The organism is Streptomyces pallidus (ex Mingjun et al. 2026) (genome assembly GCF_051550185.1).
Classification (GTDB): Bacteria; Actinomycetota; Actinomycetes; order Streptomycetales; family Streptomycetaceae; genus Streptomyces.
Window position 1 is genome coordinate 6,634,748 of sequence record NZ_CP196181.1, and the last position, 16,988, is coordinate 6,651,735.

14 protein-coding genes are annotated in these 16,988 nt (G+C 76.0%); 8 read left to right on the plus strand and 6 right to left on the minus strand.

From position 1 onward, the window contains the following. Window positions 1–39 precede the first annotated feature (39 nt). The gene (locus ACSHWO_RS29565) at window positions 40–519 is read right to left on the minus strand and encodes an Lrp/AsnC family transcriptional regulator (RefSeq protein ID WP_361089874.1); all 480 of its coding nucleotides are present in this window, start codon (window positions 517–519) and stop codon (window positions 40–42) included. A 163-nt stretch (window positions 520–682) separates the two neighbouring features. Here ACSHWO_RS29565 and ACSHWO_RS29570 point away from each other — a divergent pair, with 163 nt between their 5' ends. The 3 genes from ACSHWO_RS29570 to ACSHWO_RS29580 all read left to right on the plus strand — a co-directional run bounded on the left by ACSHWO_RS29570 (window position 683) and on the right by ACSHWO_RS29580 (window position 4,878). Then, window positions 683–2,245 carry an SDR family oxidoreductase gene (locus tag ACSHWO_RS29570; RefSeq protein WP_438316566.1) on the plus strand — a complete coding sequence of 521 codons (1,563 nt, stop codon included), beginning with the start codon at window positions 683–685 and terminating at the stop codon, window positions 2,243–2,245. Between the two features lie 34 nt (window positions 2,246–2,279). Continuing rightward, entirely contained in the window at window positions 2,280–3,653 is a 1,374-nt protein-coding gene (locus tag ACSHWO_RS29575) for a cryptochrome/photolyase family protein (RefSeq protein WP_438319303.1), read from the plus strand. 178 nt (window positions 3,654–3,831) lie between these two features. Continuing rightward, complete coding sequence (locus tag ACSHWO_RS29580; RefSeq protein WP_438319304.1) at window positions 3,832–4,878, plus strand: MerR family transcriptional regulator; 1,047 nt, start codon at window positions 3,832–3,834, stop codon at window positions 4,876–4,878. On the opposite strand, the gene ACSHWO_RS29585 is transcribed toward ACSHWO_RS29580, so the two are convergent. Next, window positions 4,805–5,380, minus strand: coding sequence for an RNA polymerase sigma factor (locus ACSHWO_RS29585; RefSeq protein ID WP_438316569.1), 576 nt, complete (start codon window positions 5,378–5,380; stop codon window positions 4,805–4,807). The genes ACSHWO_RS29580 and ACSHWO_RS29585 overlap by 74 nt on opposite strands. Before the next feature lie 114 nt (window positions 5,381–5,494). Between ACSHWO_RS29585 and ACSHWO_RS29590 the strand changes: the two genes are divergently transcribed. The 4 genes from ACSHWO_RS29590 (at window position 5,495) to ACSHWO_RS29605 (ending at window position 10,870) form a co-directional block, all read left to right on the plus strand. Beyond that, a complete protein-coding gene (locus ACSHWO_RS29590; RefSeq protein ID WP_438316572.1) occupies window positions 5,495–6,088 on the plus strand; it encodes a histidine phosphatase family protein in 594 nt (197 codons plus the stop codon). Between the two features lie 769 nt (window positions 6,089–6,857). Further along, on the plus strand, window positions 6,858–8,351 hold the full coding sequence (locus ACSHWO_RS29595) for an FUSC family protein (RefSeq protein ID WP_385818147.1): 1,494 nt from the start codon (window positions 6,858–6,860) through the stop codon (window positions 8,349–8,351). Between the two features lie 218 nt (window positions 8,352–8,569). Beyond that, window positions 8,570–9,706, plus strand: a complete 1,137-nt coding sequence (locus ACSHWO_RS29600; protein ID WP_438316575.1) for a nitric oxide synthase oxygenase — start codon at window positions 8,570–8,572, stop codon at window positions 9,704–9,706. 90 nt (window positions 9,707–9,796) lie between these two features. Further along, window positions 9,797–10,870, plus strand: a complete 1,074-nt coding sequence (locus tag ACSHWO_RS29605; RefSeq protein ID WP_438319305.1) for a lactonase family protein — start codon at window positions 9,797–9,799, stop codon at window positions 10,868–10,870. A 108-nt stretch (window positions 10,871–10,978) separates the two neighbouring features. Here ACSHWO_RS29605 and ACSHWO_RS29610 read toward each other — a convergent pair whose 3' ends face one another. The 3 genes from ACSHWO_RS29610 to ACSHWO_RS29620 form a co-directional block, all read right to left on the minus strand. After that, entirely contained in the window at window positions 10,979–11,902 is a 924-nt protein-coding gene (locus ACSHWO_RS29610; protein WP_361089898.1) for a sirohydrochlorin chelatase, read from the minus strand. Window positions 11,903–12,038: 136 nt separating this feature from the next. Then, the gene (locus tag ACSHWO_RS29615) at window positions 12,039–12,722 is read right to left on the minus strand and encodes a uracil-DNA glycosylase (RefSeq protein WP_361089901.1); all 684 of its coding nucleotides are present in this window, start codon (window positions 12,720–12,722) and stop codon (window positions 12,039–12,041) included. Between the two features lie 68 nt (window positions 12,723–12,790). After that, window positions 12,791–13,900 carry a WD40/YVTN/BNR-like repeat-containing protein gene (locus ACSHWO_RS29620; RefSeq protein WP_438319306.1) on the minus strand — a complete coding sequence of 370 codons (1,110 nt, stop codon included), beginning with the start codon at window positions 13,898–13,900 and terminating at the stop codon, window positions 12,791–12,793. 252 nt (window positions 13,901–14,152) lie between these two features. Here ACSHWO_RS29620 and ACSHWO_RS29625 point away from each other — a divergent pair, with 252 nt between their 5' ends. Further along, window positions 14,153–15,475 (plus strand): wax ester/triacylglycerol synthase family O-acyltransferase, encoded by a 1,323-nt coding sequence (locus ACSHWO_RS29625; protein WP_385814999.1) that lies wholly within the window; start codon window positions 14,153–14,155, stop codon window positions 15,473–15,475. Window positions 15,476–15,571: 96 nt separating this feature from the next. Here the strand turns inward: ACSHWO_RS29625 and ACSHWO_RS29630 are convergent, their stop codons facing one another. Further along, the gene (locus ACSHWO_RS29630) at window positions 15,572–16,954 is read right to left on the minus strand and encodes an FAD-dependent oxidoreductase (protein ID WP_438316580.1); all 1,383 of its coding nucleotides are present in this window, start codon (window positions 16,952–16,954) and stop codon (window positions 15,572–15,574) included. Window positions 16,955–16,988 lie beyond the last annotated feature (34 nt).

Genomic DNA, 16,988 nt, shown 5'->3' on the forward strand with positions numbered 1-16,988 from the left:
GTCGCGCCGAACGGGCCGCCGGACGGGAGGCCGAGGCGCTCAGGGCGTGCGGGCCGCCCGCCCCACGGCCTCGACCAGCGGCAGCAGGCGGTGCGCCACCCGCTCCCGCAGCGCCACCTCGGTACGGGTCCGGACCACCCCCGGGAGCCGGATCAGCCGCTGGATCACGTCCTCCAGGTGGGCGTTGTCACGAGCCGCGACCCGGGTCAGCAGGTCACCGCCGCCGGTTATCGAGAACGCCTCGATGATCTCGGGAACCTCCGCCAGCGCCTCGCCGACCTCGTCGAGGTGTCCCTGGGTCACCTCGACGTGCACGAAGGCCAGTACCGGATGGCCGAGCGCGGCGGGGGAGAGCACCGGCCCGGTCCCGGTGATCACACCGGTGCGCTCCAGCCGGTCGAGCCGGGCCTGGAGGGTGCCGCGGGCGACCCCGAGGATCCGGGCGTACTCGCGGACGCTGGTACGCGGCTGTTCGATCAACAGGCGCAGAATCCGGGTGTCGAGCTCGTCCACCGCCATGCCGCGACTGTACCAATGGCACAGTGCCGGCCGGCGCCGACCGCTTCCTCCGCGAACGTCCGGCATCCGTGCGTTCCTGCACCGGTGCATCCGGACACCGGGGCTTGCCCGAATCCCGTACGGGGCAGGAGCCGAGGGGCGCGGAGAAGCGAAAGGGAAGCCCATGAGCGGTCTGAACTGCCTGGTCACCGGGGCCACCGGCTACATCGGCGGCCGGCTGGTGCCCGAGCTCCTCGACGCCGGCCACCGGGTCCGCTGCCTGGCCCGGTCCCCGGAGAAGCTGCGCGACCACCCCTGGGCGGGCCGCACCGAGATCGTCCGGGGCGACGCCGGCGACGAGGACTCCGTCGCGGCGGCCCTGGACGGCATCGACGTCGCCTACTACCTCGTCCACGCCCTCGGCGGCGGAACCGGATTCGAGGAACGCGACCGCGCCACCGCCCGCACCTTCGCCGAACGGGCCCGCGCCGCGGGCGTCCGCCGCATCGTCTACCTGGGCGGCCTCACCCCGGCCGGCATCCCCGCACACGCGCTCTCCGCGCACCTGCGCTCCCGTGCCGAGGTCGGCGGGATCCTGCTCGCCTCCGGCGTGCCGACGACCGTCCTGCGCGCCGCCGTGATCATCGGCTCCGGCTCCGCGTCCTTCGAGATGCTGCGCTACCTCACCGAACGACTGCCCGTCATGGTCACCCCCAGCTGGGTCGGCACCCGCGTCCAGCCCATCGCCGTCCGCGACGTCCTGCGCTACCTCGTCGGCAGCGCCACCATGCCGGCCGGGGTCAGCCGCGCCTTCGACATCGGCGGCCCCGACGTGGTCACGTACGAGACGATGATGCACCGCTACGCCGCCGTGGCCCAGCTCCCCCCGCGGTTCATCCTGCGGGTGCCGATGCTGACCCCCGGCCTGTCCAGCCACTGGATCGGTCTGATCACGCCGGTGCCGCGGGCCCTGGCCCGGCCGCTCGCCGAGTCGCTGCGCCACGAGGTGGTCTGTGCCGAGCACGACATCGCCCGGTGGGTCCCCGATCCGCCGGGCACCCCGATCGGCCTCGACCGGGCCCTGGAGCTCGCCCTGCAGCGGGTACGGGAGGCCCGGGTCACCACCCGCTGGTCCTCCGCCGGCGTGCCCGGCGCCCCGAGCGACCCGCTGCCCACCGACCCCGACTGGGCGGGCGGCAGCCTCTACACCGACCGGCGGGAACTCGCCGTCGAGGCCTCGCCCGCCGCCCTGTGGCGGGTGGTCGAGGGCATCGGCGGTGAGAACGGCTGGTACTCCTTCCCGCTGGCCTGGGCGGTACGGGGCTGGTTGGACCGGCTCGTCGGGGGCGTCGGCATCCGCCGCGGCCGGCGGGACGCCGCCCGGCTGCGGGTGGGCGACTCCCTGGACTTCTGGCGGGTGGAGGAGATCGAGCCGGGCCGGCTGCTGCGGCTGCGCGCCGAGATGCGGCTGCCAGGACTGGCATGGCTGGAGATGTACGCGGAGGCGGACGGCGCGGCCGGCTGCGCACGCTACCGGCAGCGGGCCCTGTTCCACCCGCACGGACTGCTCGGGCACCTCTACTGGTGGAGCGTGTCCCCGTTCCACGCCGTGGTCTTCGGCGGCATGGCCCGCAACATCGCCCGGGCCGCACAGCGCCTGGACGGCGAGGCGGCGACCGCATCCGCCGCACCCGTACCGGCAGAAGTACCGGACGACAGCCGCCCCCCGGAACACGGGCGGCCCTGACGCGGAGCGAGCACACATGGCGGAGCGAGCACACATGAACGTCGCGGTGGTCCTGTACACCTCCGACCTGCGCCTGCACGACCATCCGCCGCTGCGCGCGGCCCTGTCGTCCTGCGACCGCGTGGTGCCGCTCTTCGTCCGGGACCCCGCCGTCGACGCCGCCGGCTTCGCCGCCCCCAACCGGCTCGCCTTCCTCGCCGACTGCCTCGCCGACCTCGACGCGGCCCTGCGCGAGCGCGGCGGGCGCCTCGTGCTGCGCTCCGGCGACACCGTCGACGAGGTGTGCGCCCTCGTCCGCGAGCAGGACGCCGACGAGGTCCACATGGCGGCCGGCGTCAGCGCCTACGCCCGCGCCCGCGAGGAGCGGCTGCGCACCGCCCTGGAAGCGGAGGGCCGCCGTCTCTACGCCCACGAGGCGGTGGTCACGGCCGCCGCCCCGGGCTCCCTGGTCCCCGCCGGATCCGACCACTTCGCCGTGTTCACCCCGTACTTCCGCCGCTGGGCCGACGTCCCGCTGCGCCGGGTCCTCACCGCCCCGCGGTCGGTGCCCGTGCCCGACGGGATCGGCTCCGATCCACTGCCCCGGCGGCAGGCCGTCGCCGGGGTCTCCCCCGGGCTCGCGCGCGGCGGCGAGCGCGAGGCCCGCACGCTGCTGAGCCGCTGGCTGCACGGGGGACTCGCCCGTTACGAGGACCTCCACGACGATTTGGCCGGCGACGCCACCTCCCGCCTCTCCCCGCACCTGCACTTCGGTACGCTCTCGGCCACCGAGGCCGTCCAGCGCGCCCGCGCCGCGGGCGGCCCCGGCGGCGAGGCCTTCGTCCGGCAGCTGTGCTGGCGCGACTTCCACCACCAGGTGCTCGCCGCCCGCCCCGAGGCCGCCGCCCGGGACTACCGCGGCCGCGGGGACCAGTGGCGCACCGGGACGGCCGCCGAGGAGGAGACCGAGGCGTGGAAGGAGGGCCGCACCGGCTATCCGGTGGTCGACGCCGCCATGCGCCAGCTGCGCCACGAGGGCTGGATGCACAACCGCGGCCGGCTGCTCACCGCGAGTTTCCTCACCAAGACCCTGTACGTGGACTGGCGGGTCGGCGCCCGGCACTTCCTGGGCCTCCTCGTGGACGGCGACCTCGCCAACAACCAGCTCAACTGGCAGTGGGTGGCCGGCACGGGCACCGACACCCGGCCCAACCGGGTCCTCAACCCGGTCCGCCAAGGCCTCCGCTTCGACCCCGAGGGCCACTACGTGCACCGCTGGGTGCCGGAGCTCGCCGGACTCGACGCCCCGCGGCTGCACGAGCCCTGGCGGCTCCCCGGCCTGGAGCGGGCCCGGTACGACTACCCCGACCCCGTGGTCGAACTCGCCGACGGCCTCGACCGGTTCCGCCGGGGACGGGGAGTCGAATGAGCGTCCCTCCCCACCGCCACCGCCACCGCCGCGTCCGCCGCCTTCGCAGCGCTCCTGTCTCCGGGCGCCGCCCCGCGGCCGTATCGTGAGCGGCGTGGACAGCGCGCCCCCACCACCGAACGCGGCGGCACCGCCACCGAACGCGGCGCCCCCGCCCTCGGGAGCGGCAGCACCGTCCCTGCACGCGGCCGTACCGCCGCAGGACCCGTCGGCCGCCCTGAGCACCGGCGCGGTGGCCCGCCGCCTCGGCGTGTCCCCGACCACCGTCCGCTCCTGGGAGCGCCGGTATGCCATCGGCCCGGCCCACCGCGAGGACGGCCGGCACCGCCGCTGGACCCCGCAGGACATCGCCCGGCTGGAACTGATGTGCCGGCTCACCGCGCAGGGGGTCCCCCCGGCGGAGGCCGCCCGCACCGCCCGCGCCGGCGCCCCCGGCCGGCCCGTGCGGACCGCGTCGGCCGCCAGCCCGCCCGCAGCCCCGCCGCCCGGGACCCCGCCCCCCGCCCCGGGCGGCGGCCCCGGCGGGGTGCTGCCCCTGGGCACGGTCCGCCCCGAGTGCCGGGGCCTGTCCCGGGCCGCCGTACGCCTGGACGCGCCGGCGGTGGCCGACCGACTGGAGGCGGCCCTGGCCGAGCACGGCCTGGTCACCGCCTGGGAGGAGGTCATGGCACCGGCCCTGCACGCCGTCGGCCGCAAGTGGGCCACGGCCGGTGAGCGCTACGTGGAGGTCGAGCACCTGCTGTCCTGGCACATCTCCGGGGCCCTGCACCGGATCCGCCCACGGCCCGCCCCGCCGCGCACCCCGCCCGTCCTGCTGGCCTGCGTCCCCGGTGAACAGCACACCCTCCCCATCGAGGCCCTGACCGCGGCCCTCGGTGAACGGGGCGTGCCCACCCGGATGTTCGGTGCGGCCGTGCCCGCCGAAGCCCTGCACGACGCCGTGCGGCGCACCGGCCCGCGGGCCGTCGTGCTGTGGGCCCAGTCCCGCACCACCGCCGACCGGGCCCTGGCCCGCTCGGTGGCCGGCATCGAATGGGGCCTGCGGGGCGCCCGCACCCACTCGGCGCTGCTCCTCGCCGGGCCCGGCTGGGACGCCGGCCCGGCCGTGCCGCACGCCGGGCGGCTGCTCGGGCTGCGCTCGGCGCTCGAGCTCATCGCCCCGCCGGCACCGCCTCCGGGAGGGTCCGCCGCAACCGGTCCAGGGCCCGGCGCATGTGGCTCTTGACGGTGCCGAGGGGCAGCCCCGTGCGGTCCGCGATCTGGGTCTGGGTGAGGTCCCCGTAGAAAGCCAGGCGCAGCACCTGCTGCTGAGCCGAAGGCAGCCGAGCCAGTTCCCCGAGGACGAGGAGCCGGTCCACCGCCCGCTCCGCCTCCCCGAGGGGCGCGCTCCCCGGCCGGTCGGCCGCCCCGGGGGCCGCCCGGGCCGCGGCGGTCGCCGCACGGGCCCGCCGGGTCCGGGCGTCGAGGGCGTCGGCGACCTTGTGCCGGGTGATGCCGGTCAGCCAGGCCCCGAAGCCGCCCGAGCCCGGTCGGTAGCGGCCCCGGCCCCGCCAGGCCGCGAGGAACACCTGCTGAGTGACGTCCTCGGCCTCCCGCTCGTCGCCCAGGCACCGGTGGGCGAGGGCGTGGACCAGGGGCCGCCAGCGCCGGTACACCGCCTCCACACAGCGCTCGTCGCCCGCCGCGAACCCGGCGGCGAGCCACTCCTCCCGCTCTACTGCGTCCATGCACCGAGCCTCGCGAGCCGCCACCCGCCCGGCCACTCGCAGCGATTCCGCATCGAAATGCCGGGGCACGCGCCGGAGCGGCCGGCTACGGCCCGACCGGCTATCGTCCGGAGGGTGAGTGACCTGCTTCTGGTGAGGCACGGCGAGACCGAGTGGAGCGCCACGGGCCGGCACACCGGGCGCACCGACGTCCCGCTGACCGCCGACGGCGCCGACCAGGCCGTCTCCCTGGCCCCGTACTTCCTCGACCGGCAGCCGGCGCTGGTGCTGACCAGCCCGCTGCGCCGGGCCGTCGCCACCGCCCGCCTCGCCGGGCTGACCGCCGACGCCACCGACCCCGACCTGTGCGAATGGGACTACGGCGACTACGAGGGCGTCACCACCGAGGAGATCCGGCGCACCCGGCCGGACTGGTCCCTGTGGCGGGACGGCGTCCCGCCCGGCGACCCCGAGCACCCCGGCGAGGACGCGGCCCGCGTCGGCGCCCGCGCGGACCGCGTCCTCGCCCGGGTGGCCCCCGTCCTCGCCGCGGGTGGCGGCGACGCCGTCCTCGTCGCGCACGGCCACCTCCTGCGCGTCCTGACCGCCCGCTACCTGGGGCTGCCCCCACAGGACGGCCGGCTCTTCCTGCTGCGCACGGGCACCGTCAGCGAGCTGTCCACCGAGCACGGGCTGCCGGTGATCTCCGGCTGGAACACCCGCCCCTGAGCAGCGCGGTCACCGATCACCGCGGCAGCGGGCGCGAACACGTCGAGCGGCACACGAACGCGATCCCGTCGTAGTCCTGGAGGAGCGGTCATGCCGCGCCGCGCCCGGAAGAGCCCTTGCCTGACAGCAGGCCGAGGGCGTGGTGGGCGTCGCCGTACCGCTCGCTCGCCCAGGTGGCTGGCGACCGCCGTACGCGTCGTTCGCGATGTGCCCGGGGTGCGCCCGGACCGCCGACCGCACCCCGTCCCCGTCACGCGCGCGTGCTCGACGGCATCGTCCGCCGCCTCCGCCGTGGTCCGCGCCGCGGACTCCGCCCGGTGCGCTTCCAGGAAGGCGACGAGGGTCCGGACCGAACGCAGGAGCACACGGTCCGGGTCGTGCCGGGTGCCGGGCCGGGCGTGCGCCAGAGCACCTCCAGCCCGACGAGGTCCGCGACGCGCTGCGATGCGGTCGAGGCGTCGCCTCGTTCCCAGGCCCGCGAGAGGCCCGGACGGCGGACACCCCCCCAATGGCCCCCGCACGGCTGACGAAACGCCGCTTCCACTGGGCCAATGGCCCAGTGCGGCGGGGCTCATTTGAGCCGTCGGGCCGAGAGGTGGTTATCTGTGTCGTATCCATGTACTTGCGGCGCCGCGCAGCGCCGGGCGGCAACGAGGCCGGTCCGGAGCGCGGCGCCTTCGCCGTGCGCGCGCACCCGCCCACCACCCCCGGGCGGACGCCGGGCCCGGCGCGCACCACCGTGAGGGGGCGGCACACCGCCGTGAAGAGGATGTTCGTGGCTCCGGACCCGGGGCTCCTGAGACTGCGGAACTCGCTGCGGGCCGTGATCGGCGTAAGCCTCGCCGTGGCGGTGGCCGAACTGTGCGGCCTCTCCCTCACCGCGTCCATCACCGGGGGCCTGGCCGCGCTGCTCGCGCTCTTCACCGTGCTCGACGCAGGGGTGGGCGCGCAGCGCCTGACGACCGCGCTGCTGCCCGTCGCAGGGTTCCCCGTCCTCGCCCTGGCCACCACCCTGCACGGCATGCCCCACCTCCGCGACGCCGCCTTCCTCGCCGTCGTCTTCGTCGGGGTCTACGCCCGCCGTTTCGGACCCCGCGGGCACGCCCTCGGGATCTTCGGCTTCATGATGTTCTTCGTCACGCAGTTCCTGCACGCCGTCCCCGCCCAACTGCCCGAGCTGTACGCCGCCGTCGGGCTGGCCCTGCTGTCCGCCGCCGCGGTGCGGTTCGTGCTGTGGCCCATCGAGCGGCGCACCCCGCCCCCGCCCGCGCCGCCCGCCCTGCCCGGCACCGGCCTGGCCCGGCCGACCACCCGGCAGGCCTTCCAGGCCACCGCCGCCTGCGCCTTCGCCCTCGCCGTCGGCCAGGCGCTCTCCGAAGACCGCTGGTACTGGGCCGTCGGCACCGCCTGGTGGATCTTCGTCAACACCGCCTCCCGCGGTGAGACCCTCGTCCGCGGCTTCCGCCGGGTCCTGGGCACCGTCCTCGGCATCGCCGCCGGACTGCTGATCGCCGTACCGCTGCACGGCGCCCCCGCGCCCACCGCCGCGCTCGTCGCCGTCTGCGTCTTCGGCATCTTCTACACGGCCGCCCCCTCCTACTCCTGGATGATGTTCTTCGTCACCGTCATGGCGGGCCTGCTGTACGGCCTCCTCGGGGTCCTGCACCCCGGGCTGCTGCTCCTGCGCTTCCAGGAGACCGCCGTCGGCGCGCTCGGCGCCGCCCTCGCCGTGGCCCTGATCCTCCCGGTGACCACCCACGCCGCCAACGACGCCTGGATCCAGCGGGCCCTGTACTGCGTGCGCGCCGCCACCGCGGCCGCCCTCGACCGGCTCGCCGGCGACCCCGGGGCCGACCCCGCCCCGCACGCCGCCGAACTGGAGCTGCTCCTGGGCCGCGCCCGTGCGGCCCTCGCCCCGCTCGTCCACCCGCTGAGCCCGCTGCGCGCCCGCAAGGCCCGCGCCCGACAGGTCCTCGCGCTGCTCGACGACTGCGCCCGCGAGGTGCGCGGGCTGGTGGCCGTCGCCGCCGACCCGCAGGCCTCGCACGACGCCCGGCTGGCCGCCGCCTGCTGGCGGGTGGAGGCGGCGGTGGAGGCCCTGACCGCGGCCGAGGGCACGGCCGGACCCAACCCGCCGGCCGACCCGCGGCCCGCCGCCGCGGAGCCCGCCCTCGTCCACCTGCACGGCCTGGAGCACGCCCTGGTGGCCCTCCACGCCCCGCTGCGCACCGATCCGCGGGCACCGCTCGTCATCTCGGCCTGACCGGCCGCCCGGCCAGTCGGCCGCCCGGACGCCGGGGATCGTACGCCGCATGCTGTCGCCCCCGCAGGGCCTTCGTCCGAGGATCACCCGGTGGAGTGTTCCGGCCACGTGCACCGTCACCTGGTTGACCTGCGGCATGTACAACGGGTGATTCTTCACCGCACATTCATGCGGCACGTACAGGGTGGATCTGTCCGGACAGGGGGTAACGGCCCGGGATGGAAATACTTCGGGAACGCTCGACCACCGACCAGGTGTGGCAAGCGGCAGAGGAGTTCGTCCTGCTCTTCCATCGGGAGAATCCGCAGGCCGGTGACGCCCGCCGGCGGCTCGCCGAGGTACGGGCCGAGCTCGCGGACACCGGCACCTACCGGCACACCGCGCAGGAGCTGGCCCACGGGGCCCGGGTCGCCTGGCGCAACAGCAACCGCTGCATAGGCCGGCTGTACTGGAACTCCCTGCGCGTCCGTGACCGCCGCGGCCTGACCGACGCCGACGCCATCGCCGCAGAATGCTTCCAGCACCTGCGCGAGGCCACCAACGGCGGCCGGGTCAGACCCACCATCACCGTCTTCGCCCCGGACACCCCGGAGCGCCCCGGCCCGCTGATCTGGAGCGAGCAGCTGGTCCGGTACGCCGGCTACGGCGACCACCCGTCGATCACCGTCGGCGACGCCCGCAACGCCCCGCTCACCGGCGCCCTGCGCGCGCTCGGTTGGGACGGCGGCGCCGGCACCCCCTTCGACCTGCTGCCGCTGGTCGTCCAGGGGGTCGACGACAAGCCCCGCTGGTTCGACACCCCGGCCGACGCCGTGATGGAGGTGCCGATCGAGCATCCGGACGACCCCGGCTGGGCGGCCTGGGGGCTGCGCTGGCACGCAGTTCCGGCCATTTCCAACATGTGCCTGGAGATCGGCGGGATCCACTACCCGGCCGCGCCGTTCAACGGCTGGTACATGGGCACCGAGATCGGTGCCCGCAACCTCGCGGACACCGACCGGTACAACCTGCTCCCCGCGGTCGGCCGCCGCCTGGGCCTCGACACCTCCAGCGACCGCTCGCTGTGGAAGGACCGCGCCCTCGTCGAGCTCAACCGGGCCGTGCTGCACTCCTTCGACCGGGCGGGGGTCACCATCGCCGACCACCACAGCGAGTCCCGGCGGTTCCTCACCCACATGCAGCGGGAGGAGCGCAAGGGCCGTGAGGTGGGGGCGGACTGGTCCTGGATCGTGCCGCCGATCTCGGGCGCCGCTACCCCGGTCTTCCACCGCACGTACGAGGACCGGCCGAGCGCGACGACGTACGTGCACCACGTCGGCGCGGTGGAACGCGCCCGGGGCCGGGATTTGGTCTAGACCTTCTGTTACCGTCGCTCCGGCGGCATCCGGAACGACGGAGAGGGGCACCCCGTGAACGGCACGGACGGCACGCAGGGCACCCAGGGCCTGGACGGCGGGCGCGGAGCGGAACGGTCCGGCGGCCGCGGGCTGCGCGTCCACGTCGGCTCGTTCACCTCGGGAGGCGGCCGCGGCATCACCACCGCGGCCGTCGACCCCCGCACCGGGGCGCTGACCCTGCTCTCTGCCACCGACGAGCTCGCCGACCCCTCCTACCTCGCCTTCGACCACGGCACCGGCGTGCTCTACGCCGTCAGCGAGACCGAGCGCGGGGCGGTCGCCGCCTTCCGGCCCACCGACGGCGGCCTCACCGCCCTCGGCCCCGCCGTGCCGGTCGACGGCTCCGGGCCCACCCACCTCAGCATCGCCGGACGCCGGCTGCTCACCGCCAACTACACCTCCGGCAGCGTCAGCAGCCTCCCGATCGCCGCCGACGGCAGCCCCTCCGGACCCGCCCTGGTCCTCGCCCACCGGGGCGGCGGACCCGACGCGAGCCGGCAGGAGCGGCCGCACGCCCACCAGGTCCTGCCCGACCCGGGCGGCCGCTGGGTGCTGAGCGTCGACCTCGGCACCGACTCGGTCCGGGTCTGCGCACCGGACGCGGCCACGGGGGCGCTCCGGCTGCACGCGGAGACCGTCCTGCGGTCCGGATCGGGGCCGCGCCACCTCGCCTTCCACCCCGCCGGCCGGACGGTCTACGTGCTGCACGAGCTGGAGCCGCAGCTGACCGTCTGCCGCTGGGATCCGCAGGCCGGGCGGCTGGAACCGGTCGCCGAGGTCCCGCTCGCCCCGCAGGGCCTTCCCGAGGGCGTACGGGCCTACCCCTCGGCGGTGGTGGCCTCGCCCGACGGGTCCGTCCTCTGGGTCGCGGTCCGTGGCGCCGACACCATCGCCACCCTCTCGCTCGCCGAGGGAGCCGAGGGGCCCCGGCCCGCCGGAAGCGTGCCCTGTGGCGGCAGCTGGCCGCGCGACCTGGCCGTCGACCCCTCGGGGCGCCGGCTGTACGCGGCCAACGAGCACTCCGGCGACGTCACCTGGTTCGACGTGGACCCGCGGACCGGGCAACCCCGCCGGGCCGGCTCCCTGCCCGTCCCGGCGGCCGCCTGCGTGGTCTTCGCCTGACCGGACGCCGGCCGACGGAACGCCCTCGGACCGTGGCCCCGAAAGACCGCGAGGGCCCGCCCCCGGAGAACGGGGAGCGGGCCCTGGTGTGGAACGGGGGGAGCCGGGTCAGCGGGCGGCGGAAGCTCCCTGGCTGATCCCGACGGCCGCGGCGTACTGCGTCACGACGAGCTTGCCCAGCGCGCCGTACGCGCCCAGCACCTCGGCAGCCGCGCAGTCGGCCTCCTTGGCCGCCGTGTCCAGCAGCCCCTCGGCGGCCTCCGGGCCGATCAGGTACGGCGCCAGCGCGAGCTGCGTCGAGCCCTCGCTGCGCAGCTGCTCGGCGACCGCGGCGACCGAGCCCTCCTGGTCCAGCGCGGCGGCCTTGACCGGCACCGCGAGGCGGGCGGCCAGCAGCATGCCGGTCACCCCTGCGACCTGGACGGCCTCCTCGCCGCCGGTGGTGGCCACGATGATGCCGTCGGCGGCGGTGGTCACGGTGAACAGGCGGGCGCGGTCGGCGCGGGCCAGGCCGGCCTCCGACAGGCGCACGTGCAGGCCCTCGGCGAGCAGCGGGTGCGGGCCGAGCACCTCGGCCAGCTCGACGGCGGCCGAGGAGTCCATCACGGCCTGGCGGATCCGGCGCAGCAGGTCGGCGTCCGGGCCGGCGAGCAGCGGGACGACCACGGCGTCCGGGCCGGTCGGCTCGGGCACCTCGTGCCCGGCGGCGCGGGCGAACTCGGCGCGGGCGACCCGCTCGCCCGCGACCGCGGTCAGCACGGTCGACAGCGACGGGAACTCGGCGCCCTCGTCGCCCTCACCCTCCAGGAAGCCGATACGGGCCTCCAGGCCGGGGAGCTCGGAGCGGCCGATGCTGATGATCTCTTCCGCGAGACCGCGCGACGCGGCCGAGGGGGCGCCGGGCACGGCGAGCACCAGCGCGGGCGCTCCCTCGGGGGCCACCGCGGGCTCGGGCCGGCGGTGGCGTCCGGTCTGGCGGGGTCGCGGCATTCGTACGGGCAGGCCATTTGCGGGCCCAGTGGGGGAGCTCATGGCGCCGCATGCTACTGGCTTATCGGAACCAGGTGTTCGGTCAGGGTCCATCCGGGCGGCATCTGTCCGTATTTATCCGATGAATGTCGTATAAGGTTCAACTGAACATCAACCGGCCGCCAGCGACCGGCTTACATCAGCCGGCAGGAAGCCGCCAGTCCACCGGCTGCGCCCCCTGCCGGACCAGGAGGTCGTTGGCCCGGCTGAACGGCCGGGAGCCGAAGAACCCGTTGTCGGCGGACATGGGGGAGGGGTGGACCGACTCCACGGCCGGCAACTGGCCGAGCAGCGGCCGCACGTTGCGCGCGGGTCGGCCCCACAGGATCGACACCAGCGGCTTGTCGCGCGCCGCAAGCGCCCGGATCGCCTGCTCGGTGACCGCTTCCCAGCCCTTGCCCTGGTGGCCGTTGGTCTTGCGCGGGGCCGTGGTGAGCGACCGGTTCAGCAGCAGCACGCCCTGGCGGGCCCACGGGGTCAGGTCGCCGTTGGCCGGGCGCGGCAGGCCGAGGTCGGTGTGGAGCTCGCGGAAGATGTTCTCCAGGCTCGGCGGCAGCGGGCGCACCTCGGGCGCCACCGAGAAGGACAGGCCCATCGCGTGCCCCGGGGTGGGGTACGGGTCCTGTCCGACGATGAGCACCTTCACCTCGTCGAAGGGCTGCTGGAACGCCCGCAGGACGTTCGCCCCGGACGGGAGGTAGGTCCTGCCCGCCGCGATCTCGGCGCGCAGGAAGTCGCCCATCGCGGCGATCTGCGCCGCCACCGGCTCCAGAGCGCGGGCCCAGCCCGGCTCGACGATCTCGTTCAACGGTCGTGCTGCCACAGCGAGTCACTCTACTGGCCGAATCGGCCGCCCCGCACCGCCGCCCCGGGAGCACGTCCCGCCCCGCCTCAACCGCCCGCGGTGTCCCGGCCGTCGAGCACCGCCGCCCGTACGCACAGCACGTCCGGCAGGTGTGCCGCGAGCAGCTGCCAGCTCTCACCGTCGTCGTCGCTGGCGTACAACTCGCCGTTGCGGTTGCCGAAATAGACGCCCGCCGGGTCGGCGTCGTCCGTGCACAGGGCGTCGCGCAGCACCGTGCCGTAGTGGTCCCCGTCCGGGAGCCCGCGGGTGAGCGGCTCCCAGGTGGCGCCCGCGTCCCTGGTGCGGAAGACCCGGCACCGGTGCTCTGCGGGCACCCGGTCGGAGTCGGCGTTGAGCGGGAAGACGTAGGCGGTGCCGGGGCGGTGCGGGTGCGCGGCCACGGCGAAGCCGAAGTCGGACGGCAGGCCGCCACCGATGTCCGTCCACTGCCCGCCCGCGTCGTCGCTGCGGTACACGCCCCAGTGGTTCTGCAGGTACAGCCGGTTCCGGTCGCCGGCGTCCTGGACGACCTTGTGGACGCACTGGCCGAATTCCGGATGCGGGTCCGGGAGGAACACCGCCGAGACGCCGCGGTTGGCCGGGATCCAGCTGGCGCCGCCGTCCCGGGTGCGGAACACGCCCGCGGTGGACACGGCCACCGTCACCGCGGCCGGGTCCGCCGGGTCGGTCAGGACCGTGTGCAGCCCCTCGCCCCCGCCGCCCGGAACCCAGTTCCCGCGGGTCGGGTGCTCCCACAGTGCGCGGACCAGCTCGAAGCTCCTGCCGCGGTCCGTCGAGCGGAACAGGGCCGCCGGCTCGGTGCCCGCGTACACCACGTCCGGCGCCTCGGGGCCGGCCGGGTGCAACTGCCAGACCCGCTCCAGCGAGACGCCGGTGTCCTGCGGGAACCGCACTGCGGGCGCGGGCGGTTCCTGCCAGCTCGCTCCCAGGTCGTCCGAGGTGAACACCGACGGCCCCCAGTGGGAGCTGTCCCCGGCGGCGAGCAGCCGCGGCGCCGGCCCGCGCCGGTCGATCGCGACCGCGTACACCGCCTGGGCGTTGAAGTGCGGCCCGTCGAACCGCCACGGGCCGCCCGCCTCCCGGCGGCCGATGAAGAGCCCCTTGCGCGTCCCCGCGAGGAGCAGGACCTCTGGCACCTCCGACACCTCCGACACCTCCGACACCTCCGGCATCTCCGACGACTGCTCCGACCGCCGTCCCGGTCGTCGCGCCGATCGTCTTCCGGCCAGTCTGCACCCGCCCGTCGACCACGGCCCGGCGGCCGCACCGCAGCCCTGTCCGGCTGATCGGCATCGACCGGCAGGGGCGTGAAAAGTGTGGCTACTTGATCGTAGGAGGGCGAAAGGGGTTGACTTCCAGCCTCAGCCACTGCTCGCGAGAGGCACTACGTGGTCACAGAGCACCTTTCCCCTCTCGACCTCGCCTTCTGGCGGATCGAGTCCGCCGACCACCCCATGCATCTCGGCGCCCTCGCGGTCTTCGAAGCCGCCACCCAGGACCCCGACCCCGCGGCCCGCGCCGCCGCACTCCTCACCGCCCGCTGCACGACCGTGCCCGGCCTGCGTCGCCGGATCCACGACGTGCTGCTGCCCGTCGGCGCCGCCGCCTGGGCGCCCGACGCGGACTTCGATCCGGCCCGGCACGTCTTCCTCGTCCGCACCCCGGACCCGCGGGCCGCGGCGGGCCCGCTGATGGCCCGGCCCCTCGACCGGGACCGGCCGCCGTGGGAGGCGCACGTCCTGGCCGGACCCGATCCGTGCTCCTTCGCCGTCCTGTTCAAGTTCCACCACGCCCTCGCCGACGGGCTCGCGGCCCTCGCCCTCGCGGCCACCCTCTTCGACGAGGGCCCGACCGTACGGGGACTCGCGCGCCCGCGGCCCGAACCCCCTGCCCCCGTCCCCGCCCTGCGCGACCTCCCCGGCCTCCTGGCCACCCGGATCCAGGGTGTCGGGCAGGCCCTGGAGATCGGTGCGGCCATGGCCCGCTCCGGCCTGCCCCTCGCCGTCCCCGCCGCGCTGACCGCGGGCGCCGGCGGGACCGGAACCCGAGCCGTCGCCGGCCTCGCCCTCGCCCTGGACGACGTCAACCGCATCCGCAAGGTCGCCGGCGGCACCGTCAACGACGTCCTGATCACCCTGGTCGCGGGGGGCCTGCGGCGCTGGCTCACCGACCGCGGCGACACCCTCCCCGAGGGGCCCGGCCCGCGCGCCCTGATACCGGTATCCCGCCGCAGGCCCGGCGCCGACCCGCGGTACGGCAACCGGCTCTCCGGCTACCTGCTGCGGCTCCCGATCGAAGAGCCGGATCCGATGCGCCGACTGGAGCGGGTCCGGACCGGCATGAACCGCAACAAGGAGGCCGGGCCCACGCGGGGCGCCGGGGCCGTCGCCCTGCTCGCCGACCACGTGCACCCGCTCGGCCATCGGCTGGGCGGTCCGCTGGTCGCCCAGGCGGCCCGGCTGCTCTTCGACATCCTGGTCACCAGCGTCCCGCTGCCCGGCTTCACCTTCACCCTCGGCGGCAGCCGGGTCCGGGAGGTCTACCCGCTGGCCCCACTGGCCCGCGGACACGCCCTCGCCGTCGCCGTGTCCACGTACAAGGACACGGTCCACTACGGCCTGGTCGCCGACGCGGCGGCCGTACCGGACCTGGCCGCCCTCGCAGAGGCCCTCCGCGAGGAACTCGACACCCTGGTCCGCGAGGTCTCGTAACCGCCGCCCCGGGGCCGCCGCCCGCCCCGGGGCCGCCGCCCGCCCCGGGGCCGCCGCCCGGCCCGGGCGGCGGCCCCGGCGCGCGGTTCCGGCAGGTCAGCCGGTCGGGCCGGTCACGGCGGCCGCGCCCAGGAGGCCGGCCCAGTCCGGGATCTTCACCGAGTGGCGGCCCAGTGAACGGCCCAGTTCGGCCTCGGCCGCCTCGATCGCCAGCCAGCCCGGCCACTCCACCGGGCGCAGCCCGGCCGCCCGCAGTGCCTCCAGCGGGTCGTCCGGCAGGTTCCGCCGGGCCAGCGCGCCCGCGTCCTGGAGCAGGGAGGAGGCCGTCTCCTTCGCGCAGGGCCGGTTGGTGCCGATGACGCCGGTCGGGCCGCGCTTGATCCAGCCGGCCACGTACTCCCCGATCGAGGCCCGCCCGGCGCGCACCACCCGGCCCGCCGCGTGCGGAACGGTGGCGGTGGCCGGGTCGAACGGCAGGCCGGCCAGCGGAACCCCCTGGTAGCCGACCGAGCGCAGCACCAGCTGGGCCTCGACGTCCTCGTACGCGCCGGTTCCGGTGACCCCGCCGCGGCCGTCCGGGGCGGTCCGCTCGAACCGCATCGCGGTGACCCGCCCGTCGACGCCGCCGAGCACCTCGACGGGGCGCAGGTGGAACCGCAGCGCGATCCGCCGCCCCGCGTCGTCCGCCGGAGCGGGATCCTGCCCGGCCCAGCCGCGCAGCACCTCCAGGTTGCGCCGGGCCACCGCGGGCAGGGCGGCGGCCGCCGCCGGGCCGCCCGCGTAGGCGGGGTCGATCGCCAGCTCGGCCGCGTCGACCCGGACGCCCACCCCGGGCAGCGTGCCCAGCTCCCGCAGCTCCTTGGTGGTGAACTTGCCCTGTGAGGGGCCGCGCCGGGCCACCATCGTCACCGAGCGCACCCCGCTGTCCGCGAGCACGCCGAGCGCCGGCTGCGGCATGTCGGTGGGCGCGAGCTCCGGTTCGCCGCGGGCCAGCATCCGCGTCACGTCCACGGCCACGTTGCCCGCCCCGACGACCACCGCCGAGCGGACACCGGCCAGGTCGAAGTCCTCGCCCGCGGCGTCCGGGTGCCCGCTGTACCAGGCCACGAAGGCGGTCGCGGACCGCACCCCGGCCAGTTCCTCGCCGGGGATGCCGAGCAGCCGGTCGCGCGCGGCGCCCACGCAGTACACCACCGCGTGGTAGAGCTCCAGCATCCGCTCGGTGGGCAGCTGCGCCCCGCCGACCTCGACGTTGCCGAGGAAGCGGATCCGCTCGTCCTCCAGCACCGTGCGCAGGTTGCCCTGCAGCGATTTGATCTTCTCGTGGTCGGGGGCCACCCCGTACCGCACGAGCCCGTACGGGGCCGGGAGCCGGTCCAGTACGTCGACGCGCACGCCGGGCACCTCGCGCTGCTGGACCAGGGTCTGGGCGACGTAGACCCCGCTCGGGCCCGAACCGACGACGGCGACACGAAGCACGGCGGAACTCCTCCCGCGGGGACTCCAGCATGGC

Excerpts from the sequence above, each read along its gene's own strand:
- ACSHWO_RS29565 (WP_361089874.1), bottom strand. The coding sequence starts at position 519 with ATGGCGGTGGACGAGCTCGACACCCGGATTCTGCGCCTGTTGATCGAA.
- ACSHWO_RS29570 (WP_438316566.1), top strand. The coding sequence starts at position 683 with ATGAGCGGTCTGAACTGCCTGGTCACCGGGGCCACCGGCTACATCGGC.
- ACSHWO_RS29575 (WP_438319303.1), top strand. The coding sequence starts at position 2,280 with ATGAACGTCGCGGTGGTCCTGTACACCTCCGACCTGCGCCTGCACGAC.
- ACSHWO_RS29585 (WP_438316569.1), bottom strand. The coding sequence starts at position 5,380 with ATGGACGCAGTAGAGCGGGAGGAGTGGCTCGCCGCCGGGTTCGCGGCG.
- ACSHWO_RS29595 (WP_385818147.1), top strand. The coding sequence starts at position 6,858 with ATGTTCGTGGCTCCGGACCCGGGGCTCCTGAGACTGCGGAACTCGCTG.
- ACSHWO_RS29600 (WP_438316575.1), top strand. The coding sequence starts at position 8,570 with ATGGAAATACTTCGGGAACGCTCGACCACCGACCAGGTGTGGCAAGCG.
- ACSHWO_RS29610 (WP_361089898.1), bottom strand. The coding sequence starts at position 11,902 with ATGAGCTCCCCCACTGGGCCCGCAAATGGCCTGCCCGTACGAATGCCG.